22 protein-coding genes and 8 tRNA genes are annotated in these 23,739 nt (G+C 29.6%); 5 read left to right on the top strand and 25 right to left on the bottom strand.

The genetic code is table 11. The features are described from left to right. Positions 1 to 41: 41 nt before the first annotated feature. The 20 genes from AC2TY9_RS15590 to AC2TY9_RS15495 form a co-directional block, all read right to left on the bottom strand. On the bottom strand, positions 42 to 1,691 hold the full coding sequence (locus tag AC2TY9_RS15590) for a cation acetate symporter (RefSeq protein ID WP_489780439.1): 1,650 nt from the start codon (positions 1,689 to 1,691) through the stop codon (positions 42 to 44). Further along, entirely contained in the window at positions 1,688 to 2,002 is a 315-nt protein-coding gene (locus AC2TY9_RS15585; protein ID WP_489778506.1) for a DUF485 domain-containing protein, read from the bottom strand. Before AC2TY9_RS15585 ends, AC2TY9_RS15590 begins: the two co-directional genes overlap by 4 nt. Positions 2,003 to 2,310: 308 nt before the next feature. Further along, on the bottom strand, positions 2,311 to 3,960 hold the full coding sequence (locus AC2TY9_RS15580) for a cation acetate symporter (protein WP_489778504.1): 1,650 nt from the start codon (positions 3,958 to 3,960) through the stop codon (positions 2,311 to 2,313). Then, positions 3,960 to 4,274 (bottom strand): DUF485 domain-containing protein, encoded by a 315-nt coding sequence (locus AC2TY9_RS15575; RefSeq protein WP_489778502.1) that lies wholly within the window; start codon positions 4,272 to 4,274, stop codon positions 3,960 to 3,962. Before AC2TY9_RS15575 ends, AC2TY9_RS15580 begins: the two co-directional genes overlap by 1 nt. Before the next feature lie 204 nt (positions 4,275 to 4,478). Continuing rightward, positions 4,479 to 5,111 carry a 3'-5' exonuclease gene (locus tag AC2TY9_RS15570; RefSeq protein ID WP_489778500.1) on the bottom strand — a complete coding sequence of 211 codons (633 nt, stop codon included), beginning with the start codon at positions 5,109 to 5,111 and terminating at the stop codon, positions 4,479 to 4,481. Further along, on the bottom strand, positions 5,111 to 6,931 hold the full coding sequence (locus AC2TY9_RS15565) for a DUF294 nucleotidyltransferase-like domain-containing protein (protein ID WP_489778498.1): 1,821 nt from the start codon (positions 6,929 to 6,931) through the stop codon (positions 5,111 to 5,113). Before AC2TY9_RS15565 ends, AC2TY9_RS15570 begins: the two co-directional genes overlap by 1 nt. Positions 6,932 to 7,098: 167 nt before the next feature. After that, on the bottom strand, positions 7,099 to 8,976 hold the full coding sequence (locus AC2TY9_RS15560) for a sodium:solute symporter family protein (protein WP_489778497.1): 1,878 nt from the start codon (positions 8,974 to 8,976) through the stop codon (positions 7,099 to 7,101). Positions 8,977 to 8,988: 12 nt separating this feature from the next. Next, the gene (locus AC2TY9_RS15555; RefSeq protein WP_489778495.1) at positions 8,989 to 9,243 is read right to left on the bottom strand and encodes a DUF4212 domain-containing protein; all 255 of its coding nucleotides are present in this window, start codon (positions 9,241 to 9,243) and stop codon (positions 8,989 to 8,991) included. Between the two features lie 177 nt (positions 9,244 to 9,420). Continuing rightward, the gene (locus AC2TY9_RS15550) at positions 9,421 to 10,083 is read right to left on the bottom strand and encodes a response regulator transcription factor (RefSeq protein ID WP_489778494.1); all 663 of its coding nucleotides are present in this window, start codon (positions 10,081 to 10,083) and stop codon (positions 9,421 to 9,423) included. After that, entirely contained in the window at positions 10,064 to 11,647 is a 1,584-nt protein-coding gene (locus AC2TY9_RS15545) for a sensor histidine kinase (RefSeq protein WP_489778493.1), read from the bottom strand. The genes AC2TY9_RS15550 and AC2TY9_RS15545 overlap by 20 nt, the downstream gene beginning before the upstream one ends. A 95-nt stretch (positions 11,648 to 11,742) precedes the next feature. After that, positions 11,743 to 11,819, bottom strand: a tRNA-Asp gene (locus AC2TY9_RS15540). Positions 11,820 to 11,835: 16 nt separating this feature from the next. Beyond that, a tRNA-Val gene (locus tag AC2TY9_RS15535) sits at positions 11,836 to 11,911 on the bottom strand. A 110-nt stretch (positions 11,912 to 12,021) separates the two neighbouring features. Beyond that, positions 12,022 to 12,097 (bottom strand) — tRNA-Lys (locus AC2TY9_RS15530). 24 nt (positions 12,098 to 12,121) lie between these two features. Next, positions 12,122 to 12,198 (bottom strand) — tRNA-Asp (locus tag AC2TY9_RS15525). Between the two features lie 14 nt (positions 12,199 to 12,212). Continuing rightward, a tRNA-Glu gene (locus AC2TY9_RS15520) sits at positions 12,213 to 12,287 on the bottom strand. Between the two features lie 29 nt (positions 12,288 to 12,316). Then, positions 12,317 to 12,392, bottom strand: a tRNA-Val gene (locus AC2TY9_RS15515). A gap of 9 nt (positions 12,393 to 12,401) precedes the next feature. Further along, positions 12,402 to 12,476: transfer RNA gene (locus tag AC2TY9_RS15510), tRNA-Glu, on the bottom strand. A 17-nt stretch (positions 12,477 to 12,493) separates the two neighbouring features. After that, positions 12,494 to 12,569: transfer RNA gene (locus tag AC2TY9_RS15505), tRNA-Lys, on the bottom strand. 57 nt (positions 12,570 to 12,626) lie between these two features. Continuing rightward, complete coding sequence (locus AC2TY9_RS15500; protein WP_489778492.1) at positions 12,627 to 13,136, bottom strand: CinA family protein; 510 nt, start codon at positions 13,134 to 13,136, stop codon at positions 12,627 to 12,629. A 43-nt stretch (positions 13,137 to 13,179) separates the two neighbouring features. Further along, positions 13,180 to 14,541, bottom strand: coding sequence for an FAD-dependent oxidoreductase (locus AC2TY9_RS15495; protein ID WP_489778491.1), 1,362 nt, complete (start codon positions 14,539 to 14,541; stop codon positions 13,180 to 13,182). A gap of 340 nt (positions 14,542 to 14,881) precedes the next feature. Between AC2TY9_RS15495 and ileS the strand changes: the two genes are divergently transcribed. Genes ileS through AC2TY9_RS15470 form a run of 5 tightly spaced genes read left to right on the top strand, consistent with a single transcriptional unit; the run spans position 14,882 to position 19,869 of the window. Continuing rightward, on the top strand, positions 14,882 to 17,614 hold the full coding sequence (gene ileS, locus AC2TY9_RS15490) for an isoleucine--tRNA ligase (protein ID WP_489778490.1): 2,733 nt from the start codon (positions 14,882 to 14,884) through the stop codon (positions 17,612 to 17,614). A 1-nt stretch (position 17,615) separates the two neighbouring features. After that, complete coding sequence (locus AC2TY9_RS15485; protein WP_489778489.1) at positions 17,616 to 17,747, top strand: hypothetical protein; 132 nt, start codon at positions 17,616 to 17,618, stop codon at positions 17,745 to 17,747. After that, positions 17,734 to 18,012: a NifU family protein gene (locus tag AC2TY9_RS15480; RefSeq protein WP_489778488.1), complete on the top strand. Its 279-nt coding sequence runs from the start codon at positions 17,734 to 17,736 to the stop codon at positions 18,010 to 18,012. The genes AC2TY9_RS15485 and AC2TY9_RS15480 overlap by 14 nt, the downstream gene beginning before the upstream one ends. After that, positions 18,012 to 18,608: a hypothetical protein gene (locus AC2TY9_RS15475; protein WP_489778487.1), complete on the top strand. Its 597-nt coding sequence runs from the start codon at positions 18,012 to 18,014 to the stop codon at positions 18,606 to 18,608. Before AC2TY9_RS15480 ends, AC2TY9_RS15475 begins: the two co-directional genes overlap by 1 nt. After that, positions 18,586 to 19,869, top strand: a complete 1,284-nt coding sequence (locus tag AC2TY9_RS15470) for a UDP-N-acetylmuramoyl-L-alanyl-D-glutamate--2,6-diaminopimelate ligase (RefSeq protein WP_489778486.1) — start codon at positions 18,586 to 18,588, stop codon at positions 19,867 to 19,869. The genes AC2TY9_RS15475 and AC2TY9_RS15470 overlap by 23 nt, the downstream gene beginning before the upstream one ends. Here the strand turns inward: AC2TY9_RS15470 and AC2TY9_RS15465 are convergent. From AC2TY9_RS15465 to AC2TY9_RS15445, 5 genes are read right to left on the bottom strand one after another with little or no spacing between them, the layout of a single operon-like run. Beyond that, complete coding sequence (locus AC2TY9_RS15465; RefSeq protein ID WP_489778485.1) at positions 19,866 to 20,816, bottom strand: hypothetical protein; 951 nt, start codon at positions 20,814 to 20,816, stop codon at positions 19,866 to 19,868. The genes AC2TY9_RS15470 and AC2TY9_RS15465 overlap by 4 nt on opposite strands. 14 nt (positions 20,817 to 20,830) lie before the next feature. Further along, entirely contained in the window at positions 20,831 to 21,610 is a 780-nt protein-coding gene (locus AC2TY9_RS15460; RefSeq protein ID WP_489778484.1) for a hypothetical protein, read from the bottom strand. Between the two features lies 1 nt (position 21,611). Continuing rightward, positions 21,612 to 22,526, bottom strand: a complete 915-nt coding sequence (locus AC2TY9_RS15455; protein WP_489778483.1) for a vWA domain-containing protein — start codon at positions 22,524 to 22,526, stop codon at positions 21,612 to 21,614. Then, entirely contained in the window at positions 22,519 to 22,905 is a 387-nt protein-coding gene (locus AC2TY9_RS15450) for a hypothetical protein (RefSeq protein WP_489778482.1), read from the bottom strand. The genes AC2TY9_RS15455 and AC2TY9_RS15450 overlap by 8 nt, the downstream gene beginning before the upstream one ends. Next, a complete protein-coding gene (locus tag AC2TY9_RS15445; protein WP_489778481.1) occupies positions 22,905 to 23,738 on the bottom strand; it encodes a DUF58 domain-containing protein in 834 nt (277 codons plus the stop codon). The genes AC2TY9_RS15450 and AC2TY9_RS15445 overlap by 1 nt, the downstream gene beginning before the upstream one ends. Position 23,739 lies beyond the last annotated feature (1 nt).

The following is a 23,739-nucleotide window of genomic DNA, read 5'->3' as shown; positions in this document are numbered from 1 at the left end:
TAGTGTTTAAAGTTTTTAGTAAAAGTACTAAAAATTTAAGTTTAGTGATCAACTGCTCCAGCTGAACCAATACCTGTATTTGCTCTAACATTTTGAGCTCTAAATAATTCTTTTTCGTTTTTTCCTCTTTCGCTATTATCAATTTTAGAGAAGAACCATATTGAAACAAAAGCAACTGTTACAGAGAATAAAGCAGGGTGCTTATAAGGGAATAATGCTTGCTCATTTCCTAAAATTTGTACCCAAACAATTGGTCCAATAATTACAAGTGTAACTGCAGTTAATAGTCCACATAATCCACCTAAAAATGCACCTCTTGTTGTTAACCCTCTCCAATAAATTGATAAGAAAAGAATTGGGAAGTTTGCCGATGCTGCAATACCAAATGCTAATCCAACCATATATGCGATATTTTGTTGTTCAAAGGCAATTCCAAGTGTAACTCCAACAATACCAACAACTACAACTGTAAATCTAGAGATTTTAACAACTTGCTCATCAGTAGCATTTGGATTAATTACATTTGAATAAAGGTCATGGGCAATAGCTGATGAACCAGCTAATGTAAGACCAGATACAACTGCTAAAATTGTAGCAAAGGCAACAGCTGAAATAAATCCTAAGAATGCATTTCCACCTAACATATGAGATAAGTGAATTGAAGCCATATTGTTTCCACCAAATAATTTACCATCTGTGAAATATTGAGCACCATCTGCACTATTTAAAAATGCAATTGCACCAAATCCAACGATTGTAATAATAACCCAGAAGTAACCAACAAAACCTGTAGCATAAACAACAGATTTTCTAGCTTCTTTTGCATTTCCAACTGTAAAGAATCTCATAAGAACATGAGGTAACCCTGCTGTTCCTAGCATTAAAGCCATACCAAGTGAGATTGCTGAAACTGGGTCAGAAATAAAACCACCAGGTGCTAGAATTGATTCTCCTGAAGCATGACTTTCACTTGCTTTTACTGCTAAAGATTCAAAAGAAAAACCAAAGTGATATAAAACCATGATTGCCATAAAAGTTACACCAGTTAACAGTAAACATGCTTTGATAATTTGAACCCAAGTAGTTGCAAGCATACCCCCAAAAGTTACATATATAATCATCATTACACCAACTAAGATAACTGCATATTCATAGTCAAGTCCAAATAGTACTTGGATAAGTTTTCCAGCCCCAACCATTTGTGCAATAAGATATAAAACAACAACAGAAAGTGTACCAAATGCAGCTAAGGTTCTAATCTCTTTTTGACCAAGTCTATAAGCTGCAATATCTGCAAATGTAAATTTACCTAAGTTTCTTAACTTCTCAGCCATAAAGAAAAGAATAATTGGCCATCCAACCAAGAAAGAAACAGCATAAATTACTCCATCATAACCTTTTAAATAAATTAAACCAGAAACACCAAGGAATGCTGCTGCTGACATGTAATCCCCAGCAATTGCTAAACCATTTTGAAATCCAGTGATTCCTCCACCAGCTGTATAAAAGTCAGATGCAGATTTTGTTTTTCTTGCAGCCCAAACAGTTAAACCTAAAGTAAAAACAATAAATGCAAAGAACATAACAATAGCAGGAACGTTAAGTTCTCTTTTTGTTGCTTCAAATGTAGCATCTCCCGCTGCAAATGCACTTAGTGCAACAATAAAAATCAGTGCTAATATTCTCATTATATTAGATCCTTTACATCTTCTTTAATCTCATTATTTAAGTCTTCAAACTCACCATTTGCTCTTCTAACATAAATTAATGTTGTTAAAAAGCTAATAATTAAGATTGCAAGTGCAATAGGAAATGCTATTGTAGTAACACCTTCACCAATTTTTGTAGCTAATACTTCTTTATTAAATGCAATTGTTAAAATATATGCATAAAACATTACAAGTACAAAAATACCTAACTTAATTCCAAAGCTATTTTTCTTTGAAACAAGCTCTTGATACTTAGGATTGTTTTCAATCCTTTCAACTAGTTCATCCTTCATCTTTTCCCCTTCTATCTCTTATATTTTCACACTACAAGAGAGCTTTTGATGATATAAGTCAAAATATAAGCTATTTTTCTGCGACTATATAGCACAGAAATAGCAAATTAGACAAAGTATTATTGCATAAAAAAATCAGTTATGAACAAAAATTATACGGAATATGTAAAAAATATGTAAAATATGTAAAAAAGTAACAAGTAATAATATTTATAAGTAGCCCTAATAATGGGGCTTTGTGAGCATTTTTTGTTCAAAGAGGGTAGCTTTACCCTCTTTGATGTACAATAATTGTACAAAATGTATTTTTAATGGTCAACTGCTCCAGCTGCTCCAAAACCAGTTTCAGCTCTAATGTTTTGAGCTTCGAATGCTTTCTTCTCATCTTTTGCTCTTTGTGAATTATCAGTTTTAGAAAAGAACCAAATACCAATAAATGCAACAGTTACAGAGAAAAGTGCAGGGTGTTTATATGGAAATAAAGCTTCTTCATTTCCTAAGACTTGAACCCATACAATTGGTCCAATAATTACTAGAACTACAGCTGTAATAAGACCTAATAAACCACCTAAAAAAGCACCTCTTGTAGTTAATCCTTTCCAATAAATTGAAAGGAATAGAATTGGAAAGTTTGCAGATGCAGCAATAGCAAAGGCAAGACCAACCATAAATGCAATGTTTTGTTGTTCAAAGGCAATACCTAAAATAACTCCAACAATACCAATAACAATTACGGCATATTTAGAAATTTTAATTTCTTGTTCTTCTGTACAATCTGGATTAATAACTGATGCGTAAAGGTCATGCGAAATTGCCGATGCTCCAGCTAATGTAAGACCAGACACAACTGCTAAAATTGTAGCAAAAGCAACGGCTGAAATAAATCCTAAGAAAATATTTCCACCAACCACATGTGACAAGTGAATAGCGGCCATATTATTTCCACCAAATAGTTTCCCATCTACAAAATATTGAGCTCCTGCATCAGAATTTAAAAATACAATTGCGCCTAAACCAATTACGGCAATTACTAAATAAAAATATCCAATAAATCCAGTGGCATAAACAACAGATTTTCTAGCTTCTTTTGCATTTCCAACTGTAAAGAATCTCATAAGTACGTGTGGTAAACCTGCCGTTCCAAGCATTAATGCTAGTCCCAATGATATAGCAGAAATTGGATCTGAAATGAAACCACCAGGTGCCATAATATCTTGACCTAACTCGTGGCTTTCTACAGCTTTTGTAGCAAGTGCTTCAAAACTAAATCCAAAATGACTTAGTACCATGAACCCCATAAATGTAACACCTGAAAGAAGTAGTATAGCTTTAATGATTTGAACCCAAGTAGTTGCAAGCATACCACCAAAAGTTACGTAGATAATCATCATAATACCAACTAATATTACAGCATATTCATATTCTAAACCAAATAGTACTTGAATAAGTTTTCCAGATCCAACCATTTGTGCAATTAGATATAAAGTTACAACTGCTAATGAACCAAGTGCGGCTAATGTTCTAATCTCTTTTTGAGCAAGTCTATAAGCTGCAATATCAGCAAAGGTAAATTTACCTAAATTTCTTAATTTTTCTGCCATTAAAAATAAAATAACAGGCCATCCAACTAAAAACCCAACTGCATAAACTAAACCATCATATCCTTTTAAATAAACAAGTCCCGAAAGTCCTAAGAATGATGCTGCTGACATGTAATCCCCAGCAATAGCCATACCATTTTGAAATCCACTGATTCCTCCACCAGCTGTGTAGAAATCACTTGCAGATTTTGTTCTTTTTGCTGCCCAATAAGTGATAACTAAAGTACCACCAACAAAGATAAAGAACATAATAATTGCTGGTATATTAAGCTCTCTTTTTGTAGCTTCAAAAGAAGCCTCACCTGCTGCAAATAATGCAACAGAAAATATTGTAATAAGTGTTATTAATCTTATCATTATAATTCGTCCTTTACATCATTTCTTACTTTTTCTGTTAATTCTTCAAACTCACCGTTTGCTCTTTTTACATAAATAAGTGTAGTAATGAAACTAATTACAATAATAGCTGCTGCTATTGGAAAAGCAATTGTCATAACACCATCACCTGTTTTAATACCTAAAATACTTGGTTCAAATGCGATAGTTAAAATAAATGCATAAAACAAAACAAGTACAAAAATACCAAGTTTTACTGCAAAACCAGTTCTTTTTTTTACTAATTCCTGATAATTAGGATTAGCTTTAATTTTTTCAACCAATTGGTCATTCATATACGCCCCTCTTTTAATAAATTTTCACCTACTTTAATACAAAAATAGCATTAAAGTAGCACCTAGAAAACATTTGTGATTATAACAGCAATTAGTTTTGTTTATAGTGAAAACGAATAGTTATTCATTAAATAATAAGAGAGATTTTTTCATAAAGTAACAGTTATGAGAAAAATGCTACGTTAATGCTATTTTTCCCTATTCTTAGCCTGTATAGAAGGTAGAATTAGCTGGGGACATATCCCTAAGTTTTAGAAAAATCATTGAGGTCATAAGTGCGTCATTTAATGCATCGTGTTTTCCTAATTCTGGAATATCAAGTTCTTTCATAATAGTATCAAATTTTAAATCTACAAATTCATAATCAGAACTTCTTTTTCTTGTTTTAAAATACATAGAGCTGACTTCAACTTGATGGTTTGGTAATGAAATACCAATATATTTTTTTGTATATTTTGAAATTATAGCAATATCAAATTTTATGTAATAACCAACTATTGGTCTATTTCCTATAAATTCAAGTAGTTCCATAATAGCAACTTTAGGTTCAACTGCATTTTCTAAATCTATGGGTCTTATTTGATGGATTTTTATTGATGCTTCTGTCACTTTTTGTGAAGGCTTTACAAAAATATTAAGTGTCTGTCTCATTAATATTTTGTTCTTTTTTATTATAACTGCTCCAATTGACAAAATCTCATCTTTTTTGGGATTTAATCCTGTTGTCTCGCAATCTAAACAAACATACTCATCAACTGGTGGCTGATTAAAAAGATAAAGATATCTTTCATCTTTTAGATTTCTAAGACGCCATTTGTTCATTATTTTCTTTAACATTATGAAATCTTATCTATTTTAAATGTGTAAGTTATAAATTTTTTAAAATCGTTAACTATTTTAAAACTATCTTTTAGTAAATCCCTTTCAATTTTACCAAGTTTATGGGTATCTATTTCATTATTTATTTTTTGATTATCTTGAGCTTTTTGTAAATGGGCCTTAAGTCTTAATGTATTTAATACATCAAAAGCTTCTAGTAGTTCATTTGCCATTTCAGATTCTAAAATTTTCTTTTGTTCAAGTATTCTTATTCTATTTGTTGTTCTTGTTTCTCTAATTCTTTCTCTTAAAGCTAAACTTCTAATACCTTGAACTAAAGGAAAAACACCAGTTTTTTTGATATCAATAGTATGGGATTTTGTCATAAAATTAGCAACTGTGCTTGGGGTATCAAAGGTTAAAGTTGCCTTTGCAAAATATGCCATAAATACATCTTTATCATGAAGTTTATTAAACAAATCATCTTTTAAATTAATTAAAAGTTCTTTATCCCCTGCAACTGCAAAGGCATCAAAGAAAATTGCTAAATCCATATAGTTTTGCATATCGGGACTTTCAATCCATTTTTTAGTTTCTGCTTTGTATTCACTAACAGTTTTACACCAAAATGGATTTGAAACCATAATATTCCCTGGACATGGAGGATAACCAAAATCGATAAGTGACTCAGTCATTTGTTGCATAAAAGGTCTATATTGTTCAATATCAATACCATCTTTTACAACCAAGGCATTGTCTTGGTCAGTTTTCATTATCTGTTCATTTCTTCCTTCACTTCCCATTACAATAAAACATGCACTTTTTTGAAGCTCTATAGGAACAATAAACTTAAATAGTTTTTTATAAACTTTTGTGTTTAATTGACCAATTAAATTTGAAATATGATTAACTTTTACACCTTTTGCATTTAAGGTTTTAATTGTATTTATAAATTCACTACTTGCTTCTTTTAACTCTTCAATTGTTTTTGCATTTTTTATTTTAGAATCAACCACATAAGTATGATTTGCAAAGTGTGATAAAACATCAATTTGTTCTAAAACACCTATCATTTGACAATCATTATCTACTACACCAACTCTTTTAATATTCTTTTTTATTAAAAGTGAAAAGGCATCAAATAAATAATCATCCTGATTTACAGCAAGCAGTGGGAAAATAGCAATATCTTCAACAAGAATATTTAAGTCTCTTCCTTGAAGTAAAACTTTCACTTTTAAAAGTGAATCTGTAATAATTCCATACTCTCCATTTTGTTTTTTTACAATTATTGTTGAAGTATGGAACTGCATTGATTTCTCAATTGCATCAATTAATTTTGTTCCCTCTTCAACTATACATGGAGGGTGTAAAACTGTATCTGCAACCCTTGCAATCATAAATGATGACAGTTCTGAGGTATATTTTTTTTCTTTTAGAGTTTGAAGTTTATTTACAAGATTATTTAAAAAGAAGTTTTTAAAACCTTCACTTTCTTCAAGTAATTCTAAAAAAGCTTTTTTCTCTATTTCATAACAAATTAAATCTTCATATACTTTAAAATGGTTTTTTGTTTTTCCATAAATTAATGAGTTTGCATCAAATGAGTCTTGTTGATGAAAGTCTACTAGAATCTCTTCATTTTCATTGTATTCATGAACAATACCTTTGATAATAATAAAAAAGTGTTCAGGGATTCTTTCTGGTGTGATTAAAATTTCATCTTTTGGATAATATGCTATATCCATATGTTTTATACATTTGTCCATTTGTTTTTCATTTAATAATTCAAATGGATGAATTTGAGATAAAAATTCTTTTTGGTCTCTAAGACTCATTGCTAATCCTTAGTATTTGTTAAATTAATTATAGTGAAAATATATATTAAAAAAGTATTAATTGAGAGTAAGGTTTTAAATAAATTCATATATAAACTTTTTTTAATCAAAATGCTTATATTAAAATTTAGATAAAAAAAGCCAACCCGAAGGTTGACTTTGATTTTTTAGTGATCTTGTGCATCACCAGCGTTGTTAGGTAATCTAATAGACTCTACTAGATCTTGAATCTCTTGAGGAGGCTCAGGAGTCATTCTAGATACTACTAGTGCAACCACTAAGTGTAGGATTGTACCAATTGTACCGAACGATGCCGGAGCAATTCCCATGAAATAACCATCAGGAGTACCACCACCCCAGATAAAGTACCAAGCATAACCAACAGTTACAATAAGACCAGTTAAAATACCAGCGATTGCACCTTCTTTATTCATTCTTTTGTCAAATACCCCAAGGATAATTGTTGGGAAGAATGCAGCTGCAGCAATACCAAATGCTAATGCAACAACTTGTGCAACGAAACCTGGAGGGTTGATACCCAAGTAACCGGCTACACAAATTGCAGCGATTGCTGAGATTCTTGCCCACATTAACTCAGTTTTCTCATTTAAAGTAGACTTTCCAGTCTCTTTATCTTTAAAGATTACTTGACCCATTAAGTCATGTGAAATTGCAGAAGCAATTACAAGTAATAGACCTGCTGCTGTTGATAATGCTGCTGCAAGACCACCAGCTGCGATGAATGCGATTACCCAGTTAGGTAAGTTTGCAATCTCTGGGTTTGCAAGTACCATAATATCTCTATCAACATAAAGCTCATTTTCAATTTTACCAGAATTTCCTGCTGGTTTACCATTCGTAGTCGCTCTCTCTCCGTTTGGTCCAGTGTTAGTTCCATCAAATTGTGGTTTACCTTTAGCTCCATCAAATGCTGCACCTGGAGCATATTGAATTTTACCATCACCATTTCTATCAGTCCAAGCTATTAGTCCACCTTCTTCCCAAGTTTTGAACCATTTACCACTGTTTGGTGTTCCATCTGCATGTTTAGTCTCACCAGCAACAAATGCTTTATATTCAACATTTTGAACATTTTTAATTAAGTTAACTCTTGAGAATGCAGCAACTGATGAAATAGTTGTATACATAATAGCAATAAATACTAATGCCCATCCAGCAGAACTTCTTGCATCTTGTACAGTTGGAACTGTAAAGAATCTAACAATAACGTGTGGAAGACCAGCAGTACCAAGCATTAATGCAACAGTTAATAAGAACATATTTGTTAAGTTACCTGGATTAGTATACGCAGTAAATCCTAAATCAGTAACTGCTGTATCCAATGCATGTAACAAGTAGGTCCCTTCTGGGATAACTTTAACTCCATCATGGAATGCAAATGAAGTTGAACCAAATAATCCTAACTGTGGTAAGAATGTATCAGTAACTTGTAATGAAATGAAAATTGCTGGAATCATATAAGCAAAAATCATAACAACATATTGTGCTACCTGAGTATAAGTAATACCTTTCATACCACCAAGAACTGAGTAGAAGAATACAACAGCCATACCAATAAGTACACCTGTGTTTACATCAACTTGTAAGAATCTTGAGAATACGATACCAACACCTCTCATTTGTCCAGCAACATATGTGAACGATACGAAAATAACTGATACAACTGCAACAAGTCTTGCAGTATCTGAATAATATCTATCACCAACGAAATCAGGAACTGTAAATTTACCAAATTTTCTTAAGTATGGAGCTAATAACATAGCAAGTAGAACATATCCACCAGTCCATCCCATTAAGTAAGCACCACCAGATGATCCCTTAAATGAGATAATACCAGCAAGTGAAATAAATGATGCAGCTGACATCCAGTCTGCAGCAGTTGCCATACCATTAGCTACTGGGTGAACCCCACCACCAGCTACATAGAAATCTTTAGTAGATCCAGCTTTTGCCCAAAGTGCTATACCAATGTATACTGCAAAAGAAATACCTACGAATAAATAAATTAATGATTGTAATTCCATTCTTCTCCCCTTCTATTCGTGAACGCCGTATTTCTCATCAATACCGTTCATTAATTTCACATAAATAAAAATTAATGCAACGAATACATAGATAGAACCTTGCTGTGCAAACCAGAAACCTAATTTAACACCACTGATTTCGATAGTATTTAATTCATTAATGAATATAATACCGCACCCATACGAAACAACAAACCAAACTATTAATAGTTTAAGAATTGTTGAAATATTTTCTTTCCAATAAGCCTGAGCTTTTTCTGGACTCATATAGTACTCCTTTTTTAAGTTAACTAAAAAGATTAATCTTCTTAGTCATTCAACATTGAAAGTTTAATAGCTTAAGGTTGCAAAAGCGTAGCAATGACATTTTTTTTACATAAATTTATTTGAAGAGTAGTATTAGAGTAGCAAATAAGCTCTGAAAGAGCCTATTTAAGGGATTTATTAAGATGAATAAAATCTGTCAATTTTATAACCAAGACCTCTTATATTTTTAATAAAGTCTTCTTTTAATGCTTTTTTTAGTCTTGAAATTTCAGCTCTTATAGTAGGATTGTCAATATTTTCACCTCTCCAGATGTCAATTCTAAATCTTTCGAAGTCAACAATCATGTTTATATTAAGTGCTAAGATATGAATAATCTCAAGTTGTTTTTTTGTTAAAGTTTGTGGTTCACCATTAAAATATAGGGTTTGTTTGTCTTTAGCATATGAATAATTTTCAGAAAATCTTATATGAGAAGTATTACTTTGGTCTTTTTTAAGGATTTGATTGATTTTAATGCCAAGTTCTTCTAAGTGAAAAGGTTTTTTAATATATTCTCTACAACCTAAGTCATAAGCTCTTGTAATATCTTCTATATCATTTAAAGCTGTAATATAAATAGTTGGAATATAAACTTTCTTCTCATTTAATTCCTGAAGTATTTCAAAACCATCTTTTTTGGGAACGTTAATATCAAGTATAAGTAAATCAAAACTCATATCAACTGTATTAACAACATCTTCACCATCTGTGAAACTTACTACCATATGCCCAATATCTTTCAGATACTCTGAAATTGCATTATTAAGCATTAATTCATCTTCAAGAAGTAATATCTTCATTTATTTTAAACCTATAAGTGAATTTTGTATATTTATCATTAGAATCCAAATTAATTATAACTAAATTCTTATCACAAATCTCTTTTACAATCCTCAAGCCTAATCCAAAGCCACCTCTAGCATTATTTTCCCTATAAAAGTCATCAAAAATCATATCAATTGATTCAATTTTATCAGAATTTGTTTTTACACTAAACTCTACATATTCATCATTAAAATATGTTAGTCTTATATAGATTGCTGATTTAGCATATGAATATTTTATTGAGTTTGAAATATTATTATCAACTATTCTTTGCAATTCTGTTTTATTAAATTTAATATAGATATCTTCATCAATATTATTAATAAACTCTAAGTCATTTGCAGTAGCAATTCCATCAAAAAAGTTTAGTCTTTCTTCTAAGTATTCAGAAAAGTTTATATATTCTTTTGGATAATCTACTCTATCTTTTTTAATTAAATATGACAAATCATCATAAATATATTGAATGATTTTTGCACCACTTTCAATATTTGAAATATATTTGTTATCTGGGGTATGCATTTTAAGAAGATCAATATTTGTTCTGATAATTGCTAAGGGTGTATTTACCTCATGTACTGAGTTTTTTAAAAACTTTTTTTGTGATTCAACTAAGTAAGTTAGTTCTTTTGTTTGGTGTTCAACTGTATCTTGAAGATTTTTATTTAAATGTTCTAACATATGCGTTTTATCTTTGATATTATGCATTGCATCATAGGCATAGTTTGCAATTACTTTAAATTCACCAAAGATAAGTCTATCTTGACTAATTCTATAATCATCTGTTTGTGTCTCTTTAAAATACTTACCTATCTCTTTTACATCATTTACAATTAAAAGTGTTGCATTTTTATAGATAAATATAGAATATAAAACTAACATTATTGTTAAAGATAAAATTTGTAAAACATAATTTGAGATTTTTTCATCATATTCTATTTTCTTTTGTTTAACGATCTCTTCAATCTCATCTAAATAAATACCAGTACCTATTGTCCAATTCCAAGGTTTATAAGAAAGAGCATATGATATTTTTAGTGCATCATCTTTAATTATTGGTTTATACCATATATATTGTACAAATCCACCTTCTTCTTTTTGTGATACCTCAATTATCTCTTTGATAACTTTTTTACCAGAGGGGTCTGTGAATTCATATAGGTTTTGACCAATTTTTGCATTTGCTATTGGGTAGTAAAGTAGAGTACCCTCAAAATTATATACAAAAATATAATCATCTACATCTTTAGTATCTCTCATTAATTCTATTGCATTTAATAAATCGCTTTTAATCTCTTTTTCTGGTTTTATGTCTTTAAATTTCTTATGGTAGTATTCTATAAACTTGAGTGTTTTTTTAATATCTTCTTTTATAAGTTCTTTTTTCTTACTAGCGTGATCAGTTTTTATAATTTCAATTTTTTCTTGAAACTCATCAAAAGCATTTTCAATAATAATAAAAGTAAATGAAGAGGTTAGTATTACAATAAAAATAATACTATATAGAATCAAGTGATATAAAGATTTTGCTTTAATCATAAATTAAATGCCTTAATTAAATTAGTATTTTAATATAACTAAAAAAAGTTGAGATAATTATAAAATAAAGGTAGGGATAAATAAAAGTAAGTAAATGGCGCGGTTGACGAGACTCGAACTCGCGACCTCCTGCGTGACAGGCAGGCATTCTAACCAACTAAACTACAACCGCAACATTTTCAAATTGATGGTGGTCGATATAAGACTCGAACTTATGACATCTACCTTGTAAGGGTAGCGCTCTACCAACTGAGCTAATCGACCTGAAAAGCGTAATCTTTTCTAAACTGTTTTAGAAAAGTAGCTTTGGAACCGTAGGTGATATTCTAAAAGAATCACCGAAGGCATTTGCAAGAATCTTTCGATTCGAAAAATGGTGACCCGTGAAGGATTCGAACCTTCGGCCACCTCCTTAAAAGGGAGATGCTCTACCAGCTGAGCTAACGGGTCGCTCATAAAATAAGTGTATAAAAGTGGCGCGGTTGACGAGACTCGAACTCGCGACCTCCTGCGTGACAGGCAGGCATTCTAACCAACTAAACTACAACCGCACACTTATACATATTGGTGACCCCTAGGAGACTCGAACTCCTGTGATTGGAATGAAAATCCAAGATCCTAACCGCTAGATGAAGGGGCCAATTTGTTAAACAATAAATTTTTAGTAAATGGTGGTCGATATAAGACTCGAACTTATGACATCTACCTTGTAAGGGTAGCGCTCTACCAACTGAGCTAATCGACCTTTATATGATGGTGACCCCTAGGAGACTCGAACTCCTGTGATTGGAATGAAAATCCAAGATCCTAACCGCTAGATGAAGGGGCCAATATCGATATAAAAAATGGTGACCCGTGAAGGATTCGAACCTTCGGCCACCTCCTTAAAAGGGAGATGCTCTACCAGCTGAGCTAACGGGTCGCTCTAACCAATTAACTGCTTTAGTTAAATTGGAGTGGAAGTATACTTATTTATTTTTTATTTGTCAAGGGTTTTTTGAAAAAATTTCAAAATTTTTTTCAAAGAGTATTTTGCACTTTGATTTTGCACTTCTTTTCTACTTCCTTCAAAGTGGCAAACCTCGATATTTTTCTCTAAATTTTCATCACATATACCAATTACAACAGTACCAACTGGCTTATCTTTTGTTCCACCATTTGGACCTGCAATTCCACTTATTGCAATGGCATAATTAGCATTAAATTTTTTTATTACACCATCTAACATCTCATCTACAACCTCAATACTAACTGCTCCATGCTCTTCTAAAGTAGATTGTTTAACCTTTAATTCTTGTGATTTTATTTCATTTGAATAACTAACTATTGCACCATTAAATATATCAGAGGAACCTGAAATCTCTGTAATCATAGAAGCAACTAATCCCCCTGTACAGCTTTCAGCAGTTGTTATAGTCTTTTTGTTGTCTCTTAGGAGGTTTTGCAATAATATGAGTTCTTTTTGTGTAATAAATTGAGTTTCTTGCATTTATACTCTTTATATAATGTATAAGGAAAATTCCTTATACATATTATTCTTGATTGTCGTCTGTTAATTCTTCTTTAAATTTCTTTTCATTAAATGTTAAATTTAAATGTTCACAAATGTATTTAATATCTCTTTCTGCATTTCCTAAACATGATGTTGCTCCTGGAGATGGTGTCATATTAAATAAGATTCCATCACCTGGATTGATTGATGCTTCACCAAGCATTAGTTTTTGTTCATCTTTATCTAGAACTTGTGGTCTAACTCCCCCAAATCCTTTTGCATATTCAATATCATCAACACTTAGAGATGGAACAATTTTTCTAGCATCTTTTACAAATAATTTTTTATTTATTCCTGGAACTTCAAATAAGAAGTTTCTAAATACATAATTTCTAATATCAGAATCTTTTAATAAATCCCAGAAAATTTTAATTGTATTACCATCAATATTCATTGTTTTTAAACATTGACCCAAAGATTTAAAAACACCTTTATATCTTTCAAGAACTAATAAAGCTAAAGCTGTAGGGCCAAATCTAGTTTTACCATCACAAAGAATATCTGGATCACCATGTAATGCAGCAAATGGTAGTTTTGGATTTTGTACCATATATACTTTACCATTTAAAAATTCACCACTTGTAATATAAAATGATCCGGCCATAGATAAAGATCCCATATGTTTACCATAACCCATTTTATGAGCCAAATATAGTGAGTGAGCTCCTGCATTTACAACAACATAGTCAGCTGTGAATATTGAACCACTTGTAGTCGTTAATTTAAATTTACCATTAACTTTTTCAATCTCTTCTACTTCTGCATTATAAAAAATGTCAGTTTTTATATCTTCTTCTTGACCAGCTTTTGCTAATTCTTTTGTCATTGCACCAAAATCAACTGTCGTATATTCACTTTGTGTACCCATAGCAACTATTGGTTCAGGTCTATCTTTTGTTTGTTCTTTATCTGCATAAACAAGTTTTGGTTCAAGTTCTCTTAATTTTTCTTTGTCCCATAACTCTAAATAAGGAAAAAGTTCTTTAAACTCTTCATATCTATTTTTAATAAATTCACATTCTTTATCACCAACACCTAATGCCATTTTTTGATGAGCAAACATAACTTTATCTTGTAAACCTCTCATTAAGTTAAACTTAACAATCATATTTGCTGCTCTTTTTGTAATTTTTGCTTTGTCAAGTGTGTAGTTAGTCTCAATATCACCAACGTGAATTGTTTGAGAATTACTAGTCCCTTTTGAATTCAAAGTTGCTAAATCTTCATATTTTTCTAACATACAAATACTCTTTGTATCTGTATATCTTGCTAGTTCATAGAATAAAGCAGCACCAGAAATACCACCACCTACAATAACTACTTCATAATGTTTAGTATCCATCTATACCGTCCCTGTTGTACATATTTTTTTGATTTCAAAGATGATTTTAGCAGAATATCGAGCAATTATACTTAGAAGAGTAGCTTAATTTTCTTTTCATGCTAAAATTATGTGTTATGGTAACATTTTGTTCATTTTTCATCAATTAATCTTATACACAATATGTGTACAAATGAAACAAATACATATTCATTTTAACATTAATTTCAATTTTGTACAACTATTGTACAAATACGTAAACTTTTGAGTATAAAACAATATAAACTTAACTTAACTAAGTGTTAGATATAATCTGCGATTTATAATATTAAGAACAAAATACAATTTAAGGTATTAAATAATGGATTACAAAGATAGTTTACTATTACCAAATACAAAATTCCCAATGAGAGGGAATTTGCCTCAGAATGAACCAAAGAAATATAAGCTTTGGGATGAAAATCAAGTTTACAACAAAATGAAGGATAATAGAAAAGGAAAACCTTCTTTTACACTTCATGATGGTCCTCCATATGCAAATGGTCATATTCATATTGGACATGCATTAAATAAAATCTTAAAAGATATAATTGTTAAGTACCACTATTTTGATGGTAAATCAGTTAGATATGTTCCAGGTTGGGATTGTCATGGTCTTCCAATTGAACAAAAAGTTGAAGAGAAAATTGGATCAACTAAGAAAAAAGAGCTTCCTAAATCTAAAATTAGAGAGTTATGTAGAGCTCATGCTAGTAGATTTATTGATATTCAAAAAGATGAGTTTAAAAAACTTGGAGTTTTAGGTGATTGGGAAAATCCATATTTAACAATGGATTTTAAATTTGAAGCTAATATTTACAGAGAGTTGTGTGCAATTGCCAAACAAGGTTTATTAGTTCAAAGAAGTAAACCAGTTTATTGGTCATGGGCAGCACAAACTGCACTTGCTGAAGCTGAAGTTGAATATGAAGATAAAACTTCACCATCTATTTATGTTGCCTTTAAACATAAAGATTTAGATGCGAGTGTTATTATCTGGACAACTACACCTTGGACATTGCCTGCAAATACAGGAATTTCACTAAATGGTGAGGAAGAGTATGTTCTAACAACTGATAAATTCATTGTTGCAAAAAAACTATATAACCAACTAATTGAAAAAGAAGTAATAAAAGGTGAAGTAGCAGAGTCTATTAATCCAAAAGATTTAGAAAATACCCATGCAGTTAATCCATTAAATGGAAGAGAATCTAAGATTATCTTAGGGGAGCATGTTGAGATGGATGCTGGTACAGGTGCCGTACACACAGCTCCTGGCCATGGTGAGGATGACTATAAAGTTGGTCTTAAATATGGTTTAGATGTTATTATGCCTGTTGATGCTGAAGGTAAATATGATGAAACTATAGTTAGAGAAAAACTATTTAATGATACAGAAAAATATCTTGGAATGCATGTATTTAAAGCTAATGAGATGATTTTAGAAGAGTTAACAGCAAATGAGGCTTTATTAAGTAGAGTTGATATTAGACACTCTTACCCACATTGTTGGAGAACTCATAAACCAATTATCTTTAGAGCAACAAAACAATGGTTTATCTCTATTGACGATGAGTATGGAAAAGAGAATAAAACACTAAGACAAAATGCACTAGAAGTAGTTGAAAATTTAACTTTTTACCCAGAATGGGGAAGAAATAGATTAAAAGCTATGTTAGAAGGACGTCCTGATTGGTGTATCTCTAGACAAAGAGATTGGGGTGTACCTATTGCATTTTTTAGAAACAAAAAAACTGATGAGATTGTTTTTGATGAAAAAGTATTAACTTATACAGCTATGATTTTCGAAGAAAAAGGTTGTGATGCTTGGTATGACTTATCAATTGAAGAGTTATTAAATCCAGAAAGTGGACTAAACCCAGATGATTTAGAAAAAACTATGGATATTTTAGATGTTTGGTTTGATTCTGGTTCTACTCAAAATGCAGTTTTAAGAAGTGGAAATTATGATGCAGGAACTTTCCCTGCTGATATGTATTTAGAAGGAAGTGACCAACATAGAGGTTGGTTCCAATCTTCACTTTTAACAACTTTAGCTTCAAGTGAAGTTGCACCTTATAAATCGATTTTGACACATGGATTCACTGTTGATGAAAAGGGTGAAAAAATGTCAAAATCAAAAGGAAATGTTGTTGCTCCTGAAAAGGTTATGAAGCAATATGGTTCTGAAATTTTGAGACTATGGGTTGCTATGAGTGATTATCAATCAGATTTAAAAATCTCTGATAATATCTTAAAACAAAATGCTGAACTTTATAGAAAGATTAGAAATACAGCAAGATTTTTACTTGCAAATGTTAGTGACCTTGAAGAGATCGTTTCAATTGATAAAATGGGGCCACTTGATAAATGGGTATTAAGTAAAGCTAAAAAAACTTTTGATGAGATTGAGAGTTCATTTGCTGTATACGAATACTCTAAGGGATTAAATAAATTAAACAATTTCTTAGTTGTAGATTTATCAGGTATCTATTTAGATGTTTGTAAAGATAGATTATATTGTGATAATAAAAATGATATTCATAGAATTGCATCTCAAAGTGCAATGGCAATTATTCTTAAAAAATTAATCTCTACACTTGCTTGTATTTTAACTTATACAATGGATGAATTAATTGAGTATGCACCTTCATTTATTAAAGGTGATACAAAAGATATTTTTGACTTTGAAAAAGTTATTTTACCTGAAGTTGAAAGTAATCTTAATGAAGAGGTTTTATTATTAGCTAAAGAAAAGTTTAGTGAAGCTATAGATACACTAAAAAAAGACAAAGTTATTAAATCAACTTTAGAGTTAGAAATTTCTACTACATCAAAAGATATCTTAGATTTAGAAAGAGTTGAAGCTGAAGACTGGTTCTTGGTTAGTTCTATTACAAGTGAATCTCAAGAAGATATTTTAGCAAGCTTTGAAATTGAAGATGTTAAGTTTACTGTAGCACGAGCAAAAGATGCTAAGTGCCCTAGATGTTGGAAATTTACTTCAAAAAGTGAAGAAGAGCTTTGTTCAAGATGTGAAGAAGTAATAAATTAGTATGTTTGAACAAGAAGTTACATTAACATTTATTTTTTCTACAATAGCAGTAATTTTAATTTTTACTGCTATTGGAATAGTTTATGTAAATAAAAAAGCAAAAGAGGTAAAAGAAAAAAATGATACCATTTAGCGATGAAGACCTAAGACCACCAGTTAGTTCTATAGTTGAGAATAAAATAGCGCCTATGCTAGCACGAGATGGGGGAGCTATTCAACTTTTAGATATAATTAATGGAAAAGTATTTATTCAACTACAAGGTGCGTGCGTTGGTTGTAGTGCAAGTTCTAGTACTTTAAAATTTATAGTTGAAAAAGAATTAAAATCAGCAATCCATCCCGATTTGGAAATAATAAGTGTTCCTCAAGGAATGGAAAACAATTTACAGGAGCTTTAATGATAAATGAGAGTAGATTATTGAATGAAGCAAATTCATTTTTTCTAGAAAAGAAATTTGATAAGGCTTTATTTTTATATTCACAACTATCATCAAACTTTCCTAGCAATAAAGAATATCCAGTTTATGCCTTATTCTGTGATATTGCAAGTGAAGATGAAGATAAAGCTTTGTCTTTATTTGATTATTTTAGTGTTGCTAAGGATGAAAATATTGAAGAAGCACTTGCTTATGTAGAAGATACAATAAATGCATATGATGGTGATGTAGATAAGATGATGGAAATCCTCTCAGACTTAACTAATTCGACAGTTGATAATTTGGATGCAATTAGATATGAAGATTTTAAAAAATTGATTGAATCACGTGGTTCTTTTAAAGTAGCTTTTGAAGATATAATGTTTTCTACAAAGGTTGCAATTGAATCAAAAGAGGATTTTTTTGATTTTGTTAATAAATTAATTGATAATGATTTTCGTAGCACTGCATATTCATATTTAGATGGTTTCAATGAATATTTTGCATATGATACAAAAATTGAAGAGTTATATAAGAAATTAGAAGAGAAAAAATTTGCAACTAACCATAAACAATAAGATTTATACTGATAATTCACAAGAAGTTGATGAATCAAAAATATTTGTCATCTCAAAACAAAACGAGAAGTTTATTGAATCTGCAAAACAAAATGGATGCAAAGAGTTTGTTGAGGCTAAAGACTTAAATAATCATCTTGATATGAGTAGTATCAAAGTTATTGGTATTACTGGGACAAATGGAAAGACTACTACAGCAGCAGCTATTTATTCAATACTTCTTGATCTTGGATATAAGGTTGCTTTACAAGGAACTAGAGGTTTTTTCATAAATGATGAAAAAATGGAAGATTATACTCTTACAACTCCAGTTCAACTTGGAAACTTTGCACACATAAAAAAAGCTATTGACAATGGTTGCGAATATTTTGTAATGGAAGTTAGTTCCCACGCAATTGAGCAAAAAAGAATAGAAGGCTTAGAGTTTGAGCTTAAAATTCATACAAACATAACTAGAGACCATCTAGATTATCACAAAAGTATTGAAGAGTATATCAATGTAAAAAACTCTTTTTTAAGTGATGAAACAAAAAAACTTATTAACAAAGATGATCCAGTAGTTAAGTTTAATCCTAAAAATGGATACTCTTATGGTATGGAAAATCCATCAACTTATAATGTATCAGCATATTCATTTAAAAATGGAATGAATGTGATGTTTTCAAAAATTGAAGAGATGTACTCTTTTTCATCTTCAATGATGGGTATTTTTAATATCTATAACCTTCTAGCTGCAGTTGCTGCAGTTGACATTGTAAGTGAAAAAAAACTTGAAGAGATTTGTGAAGTAGTTGATAGTTTTGCAGGTGTAAGTGGAAGAATGGAAACTATAAGTGAAGAGCCTTTTGTTATTGTTGATTTTGCCCACACTCCTGATGGTATGAAAGAGGTTTTACAAAGTTTTAACCATAAAGATATCATTGTAGTATTTGGAGCAGGTGGAGACAGAGATCAAGAAAAAAGACCTCTTATGGGACAAGTAGCTTCTAATTTTGCAAAAACTATTATTGTAACAAGTGATAATCCTAGATTTGAAGACCCTGATTTAATCATTGAAGATATTTGTAAGGGAATTAAAAATAAAGATAATCTAATAATTGAAATAAATAGAAAAGAAGCTATTAAAAAAGCTATAGATTTAGGAAAAGAAAACTCTAATAGTGTAGTTTTGATTTTAGGAAAAGGTGATGAACCTTATCAAATAATTTATGATAAAAAGTTTCCTCTTGTTGATAAAGAAGAGGTTTTAAAGCATATCTAATGGTATGCTCTAATTAAAACCCCTTTATTATTCTCTTTTGATTTTACATAATAGTTTGTAGGGGTTAAAACTATATCTTCCCCTAAAATCTCTTTTATTTTCCAAGATACTTCAAGAACTCTTTGTCTTGAAAGTCCCCTTAACATATATTCTTTTACTTTTTCAACATAGTTTTTGTTATCAGTATTTAAAACTTTTTTCATCCCTTCAAATAATTGATTATCATCTTTTGCCATAACTGGAATCACTTCAAATCTTATTGCATCTTTATTTTTATCTAAAAAAGGTTTTAGTTGCTTTAGACATGTTTCATCAGGTTTAGAGTTAGCTTTCTCAAAGTCGTAGCATTTTAAGGTAGCAAATTTTAAGGAGTTATAGTATTTCTTGAAATTTCCTTTTTCTAATATAACCTCTTTTTCAACAATTTGTTTTTGAACAACTGTTTTTACAATCTCATTTGGCTCTTTAATATTTTCCACAATAGTCTTAGAGTCATCCTCTTTTTCAGCTTTTTTTTCAATTTCATCACCAAGTTCTTTTACAACTTTATCAAGTTCTTCTTTTACAACTTGCTTGATTTCATTTGATTTTGGTTCTTGTGTGTCAGCAGTTTCTACATTGATTGTTTTTGTATTGAAGTTATCACTTGTAAATAAATATACTGTTAATATTAAAAGTAAAGCTGCAACAATAGAAACTAGATAAAGTAAAAGATTTGATTCCTTCTCCTCATCATGCTCTTTATCTTTTATAAAAGGTATTTTTACCTCTTCTTTTGTTTCATTCTCTTCTTTTTTATTTGCCTCTTTTTCATCAGAATCTTTTTCTTTTGTATTCTTTTCTTCTTTTATATTTTTTGTTTCTTCTTCTAATTTTTTTTGAATATCATCTTTACTTAAAGTTTTTGTTAAAGCCTCTTTTAACTGTTCTTCTTTATTTTTTTGCATTAATTATCCTATTACTAATAATAAGCCTTTAATATAAATCCACTATTGTCTTGTTTTGATTTTACATAATAGCTATTTGAAGTTAATATTATATCATTTCCTAGAATTTTTTTCATTTCCCATAAAAGTTCAGAAACTCTTTTTATAGATACACCATTTAGTAGTAGGTCTTGAGTATTTTCGTCAAATTTTTCAAAGGCTTTTATATCCTTTGAACTTAAAACAGGAATAACTTGAAATCTTAAAGCTTTTTGGTTTTCATTTAAAAAATCTTTAAATTTAGTAGAACAATTATTTGGAATAGTTGTTGATGCACTTTCATATTCATAACATTTTAAAATTTGCGAGTTTTCACTAAAATAAAGTTGTTTAAAATTTTTAGCTTCAACTTTTGTTACAGGGATATTTTGTTGAGTATTTTTCAATTTTTCAATTTTAAGTTTTAATTGTTTATTCTCTTGTTTTAGTTGTTCTAAATCTTGGGTATTTTTAATTTCAACTTTTTTTTCTACAATTTTAATAGGTTGTTTTTTTGTTTTTAATTCATCAAGTTCTTTTTGAATTTTTTTATTATTCTCATTTAATACAATATTTTCTTTTATGATTTTTTCGTATTTTTTTGTATCATTTGAATTGTTTTTTTCATTTTTTATATCAAAATACATCACTGCAAAATAGATTGCTACAACAGCAAAAATCAATAGTAAGATAAAATTTAAAGGTGAATGCTCTTCCTCAACAGGGTCTTTATTTTCATTTAAAATTGAATTTAATTCATTACTTATTTTTGCCATATTATTGCCTATTTTTTAAATATATAAAAAGTATCAGTGAAATGATAGCAAAAAATAATGGAAAAAAGAATAAATAATTTTTCAATGTGATTTTATTGTTTTCAATTTTACTTTTTTCTAAGTTATCAATCTCTTGGTATATTAAACTTAAATCATCTTTTGAATAGGCGATATAAGATTTTCCATTTGTTTGTTTTGCAATTGTATTTAACATAATTCTATTAGATCTTCCAATTCCAACAGTATAAACTTTTATTGAGTATTTATTTAATAGTTTTATAACCACTTCTAAAGGGATTGTACTAGAATTATCTTCTCCATCACTAAGTAATATTATAATTCTTGATTTTGCTTTTGAAGATTTTAATACTTTAACTGAGGTTGCAAGGGAATCAAGTAAGGCTGTTTTATCTCCAACAATTCCAACTTCTAAATAATCAATTATTGATTTTTGGGCTTCTTTATCAAAACTTAATGGAGTAGCCATCATAACTGAGCTTCCAAAAACTACAATAGCGACATTGTCATTGGCTCTTTTAGGTAAAAAATCCTTTACAATATCTTTAACTACTGTAAATCTATTTTCATTTTTATTATCTTTATTTAGCCCTAACTCTTTCATAGAACCACTTGTATCTAAACTTAAAACTATATCTATACCATCATTTTTTATGATTTGAGTATCTAATTGTTTATAAGGTGAACTAAGAGCTATAACAGAGCCAATAACAATAAAATATTTTAATAAACTTATTAATAAAGCACTTTTGTGTTTACTATTTTCAAAAATTGCTAAATGGGGAATTATATATGTAGGAATCTTTGCCTTACAATATATTGAACAGATTATAAATAAAGGTATTAAAATTAAAAAGAAAGGAAATTCAAAACGTAAATTAGTAAAAAAATCAAACATCAACATTATCCATAAATCTACCAAATAAGATCTTTACTTCATCACTTAAAGGTTCAACCTTCTTTTTATATTTAAATGATTCTAACTCTTCAATAAGTTCACTTGATAGTTTCTTGTCCCTTTGACTAATTGCTAATAATCTAGCATATTTTGTAATAATATAAGCACTATTTTTAGAATTATTTAAATCTAATTCTTTTAAGATTTTATAATAGTGCTTTCTTTTATCTTTTTTTCTATATTTAAAATATTTAAAAAGTAAAAAAACTATTATACAAAATAAAATGACACCTAAAATCCATAAAGTTAAATAGATATACAATGAAAAATCAGGAATATCAACAAGTTGTTTTATATCATGTATTTCAATTTCATTCATTATTTCATTAACCTTAGTAATTTAGGTAAAGGGTCTTCATTTGTATATATTTTTACAAATTTTATTCCGCACTTTTGGAAATGTTCATATAGGAAATGGTCATTGTTTTTTATCTCTTTTTTATATTTCGAAATTGTAGATTTATCTAATAGACCTTCAAATGTTTTATTTGTTGTTGGATCAATTAAATTTACATTTCCTAACTCAAAGGGGTCTTCTTCAAAGGGATCTCTTAGTATTATCGAAATAATCTCATGTTTTCTGCTTAAAACTCTTAAATCTAAACCTTTAACATTTAAAAAATCTCCAATTAAAAAAATAATAGATTTTTTTCTAATCTTTTTAAGAAGTTCACTACAAATATTTTTGTAACTAAGGTTTTCTCCTAAACTTGGATAGTTGAATATTTTATCACACATTAAATCAACAGAAAAATTCCTTTTTGATTTTTTTGTACAAAGTTGCAATTTTTCATTTGCTATAAAAGAGCTAAATGGATCACTTTGTTTTACACATGAATACCCTAAAATTGCACAAACTTCAGTTAATAAATCTTGTTTAAATCTTTTTGAACCAAAATACATAGAACCATTTAAAATAGGGATAATATTTATATTTAACTCTTTTTGAGAATGAAAAACTTTTACATAAGGTTTTCTAAATTTAGCACTTATAACCCAATCGATTTTCTTGACATCTTCCCCATACTCATACTCTTTTAACTCCATAAAGTCATAACCTTCACCTTTTAATAAAGATGAGTTATTTCCAATAACTTCTGAAAAGATATTTCTTCTTGTCTTAATAAGTATTTTTTTTAGGTGATAATTCATA

It is taken from the genome of Arcobacter sp. ISO1 (assembly GCF_058105185.1).
This window is presented reverse-complemented; position numbering and strand designations above follow the sequence as displayed.

Excerpts from the sequence above, each read along its gene's own strand:
- AC2TY9_RS15450 (WP_489778482.1), bottom strand. The coding sequence starts at position 22,905 with ATGAATGAAATTGAAATACATGATATAAAACAACTTGTTGATATTCCT.
- AC2TY9_RS15445 (WP_489778481.1), bottom strand. The coding sequence starts at position 23,738 with ATGAATTATCACCTAAAAAAAATACTTATTAAGACAAGAAGAAATATC.
- AC2TY9_RS15545 (WP_489778493.1), bottom strand. The coding sequence starts at position 11,647 with ATGATTAAAGCAAAATCTTTATATCACTTGATTCTATATAGTATTATT.
- ileS (WP_489778490.1), top strand. The coding sequence starts at position 14,882 with ATGGATTACAAAGATAGTTTACTATTACCAAATACAAAATTCCCAATG.
- AC2TY9_RS15500 (WP_489778492.1), bottom strand. The coding sequence starts at position 13,136 with ATGCAAGAAACTCAATTTATTACACAAAAAGAACTCATATTATTGCAA.
- AC2TY9_RS15465 (WP_489778485.1), bottom strand. The coding sequence starts at position 20,816 with ATGCAAAAAAATAAAGAAGAACAGTTAAAAGAGGCTTTAACAAAAACT.
- AC2TY9_RS15565 (WP_489778498.1), bottom strand. The coding sequence starts at position 6,931 with ATGAGTCTTAGAGACCAAAAAGAATTTTTATCTCAAATTCATCCATTT.
- AC2TY9_RS15580 (WP_489778504.1), bottom strand. The coding sequence starts at position 3,960 with ATGATAAGATTAATAACACTTATTACAATATTTTCTGTTGCATTATTT.
- AC2TY9_RS15570 (WP_489778500.1), bottom strand. The coding sequence starts at position 5,111 with ATGTTAAAGAAAATAATGAACAAATGGCGTCTTAGAAATCTAAAAGAT.
- AC2TY9_RS15555 (WP_489778495.1), bottom strand. The coding sequence starts at position 9,243 with ATGAGTCCAGAAAAAGCTCAGGCTTATTGGAAAGAAAATATTTCAACA.
- AC2TY9_RS15455 (WP_489778483.1), bottom strand. The coding sequence starts at position 22,526 with ATGTTTGATTTTTTTACTAATTTACGTTTTGAATTTCCTTTCTTTTTA.
- AC2TY9_RS15560 (WP_489778497.1), bottom strand. The coding sequence starts at position 8,976 with ATGGAATTACAATCATTAATTTATTTATTCGTAGGTATTTCTTTTGCA.
- AC2TY9_RS15480 (WP_489778488.1), top strand. The coding sequence starts at position 17,734 with ATGATACCATTTAGCGATGAAGACCTAAGACCACCAGTTAGTTCTATA.
- AC2TY9_RS15485 (WP_489778489.1), top strand. The coding sequence starts at position 17,616 with ATGTTTGAACAAGAAGTTACATTAACATTTATTTTTTCTACAATAGCA.
- AC2TY9_RS15495 (WP_489778491.1), bottom strand. The coding sequence starts at position 14,541 with ATGGATACTAAACATTATGAAGTAGTTATTGTAGGTGGTGGTATTTCT.
- AC2TY9_RS15585 (WP_489778506.1), bottom strand. The coding sequence starts at position 2,002 with ATGAAGGATGAACTAGTTGAAAGGATTGAAAACAATCCTAAGTATCAA.
- AC2TY9_RS15475 (WP_489778487.1), top strand. The coding sequence starts at position 18,012 with ATGATAAATGAGAGTAGATTATTGAATGAAGCAAATTCATTTTTTCTA.
- AC2TY9_RS15550 (WP_489778494.1), bottom strand. The coding sequence starts at position 10,083 with ATGAAGATATTACTTCTTGAAGATGAATTAATGCTTAATAATGCAATT.
- AC2TY9_RS15575 (WP_489778502.1), bottom strand. The coding sequence starts at position 4,274 with ATGAATGACCAATTGGTTGAAAAAATTAAAGCTAATCCTAATTATCAG.
- AC2TY9_RS15460 (WP_489778484.1), bottom strand. The coding sequence starts at position 21,610 with ATGGCAAAAATAAGTAATGAATTAAATTCAATTTTAAATGAAAATAAA.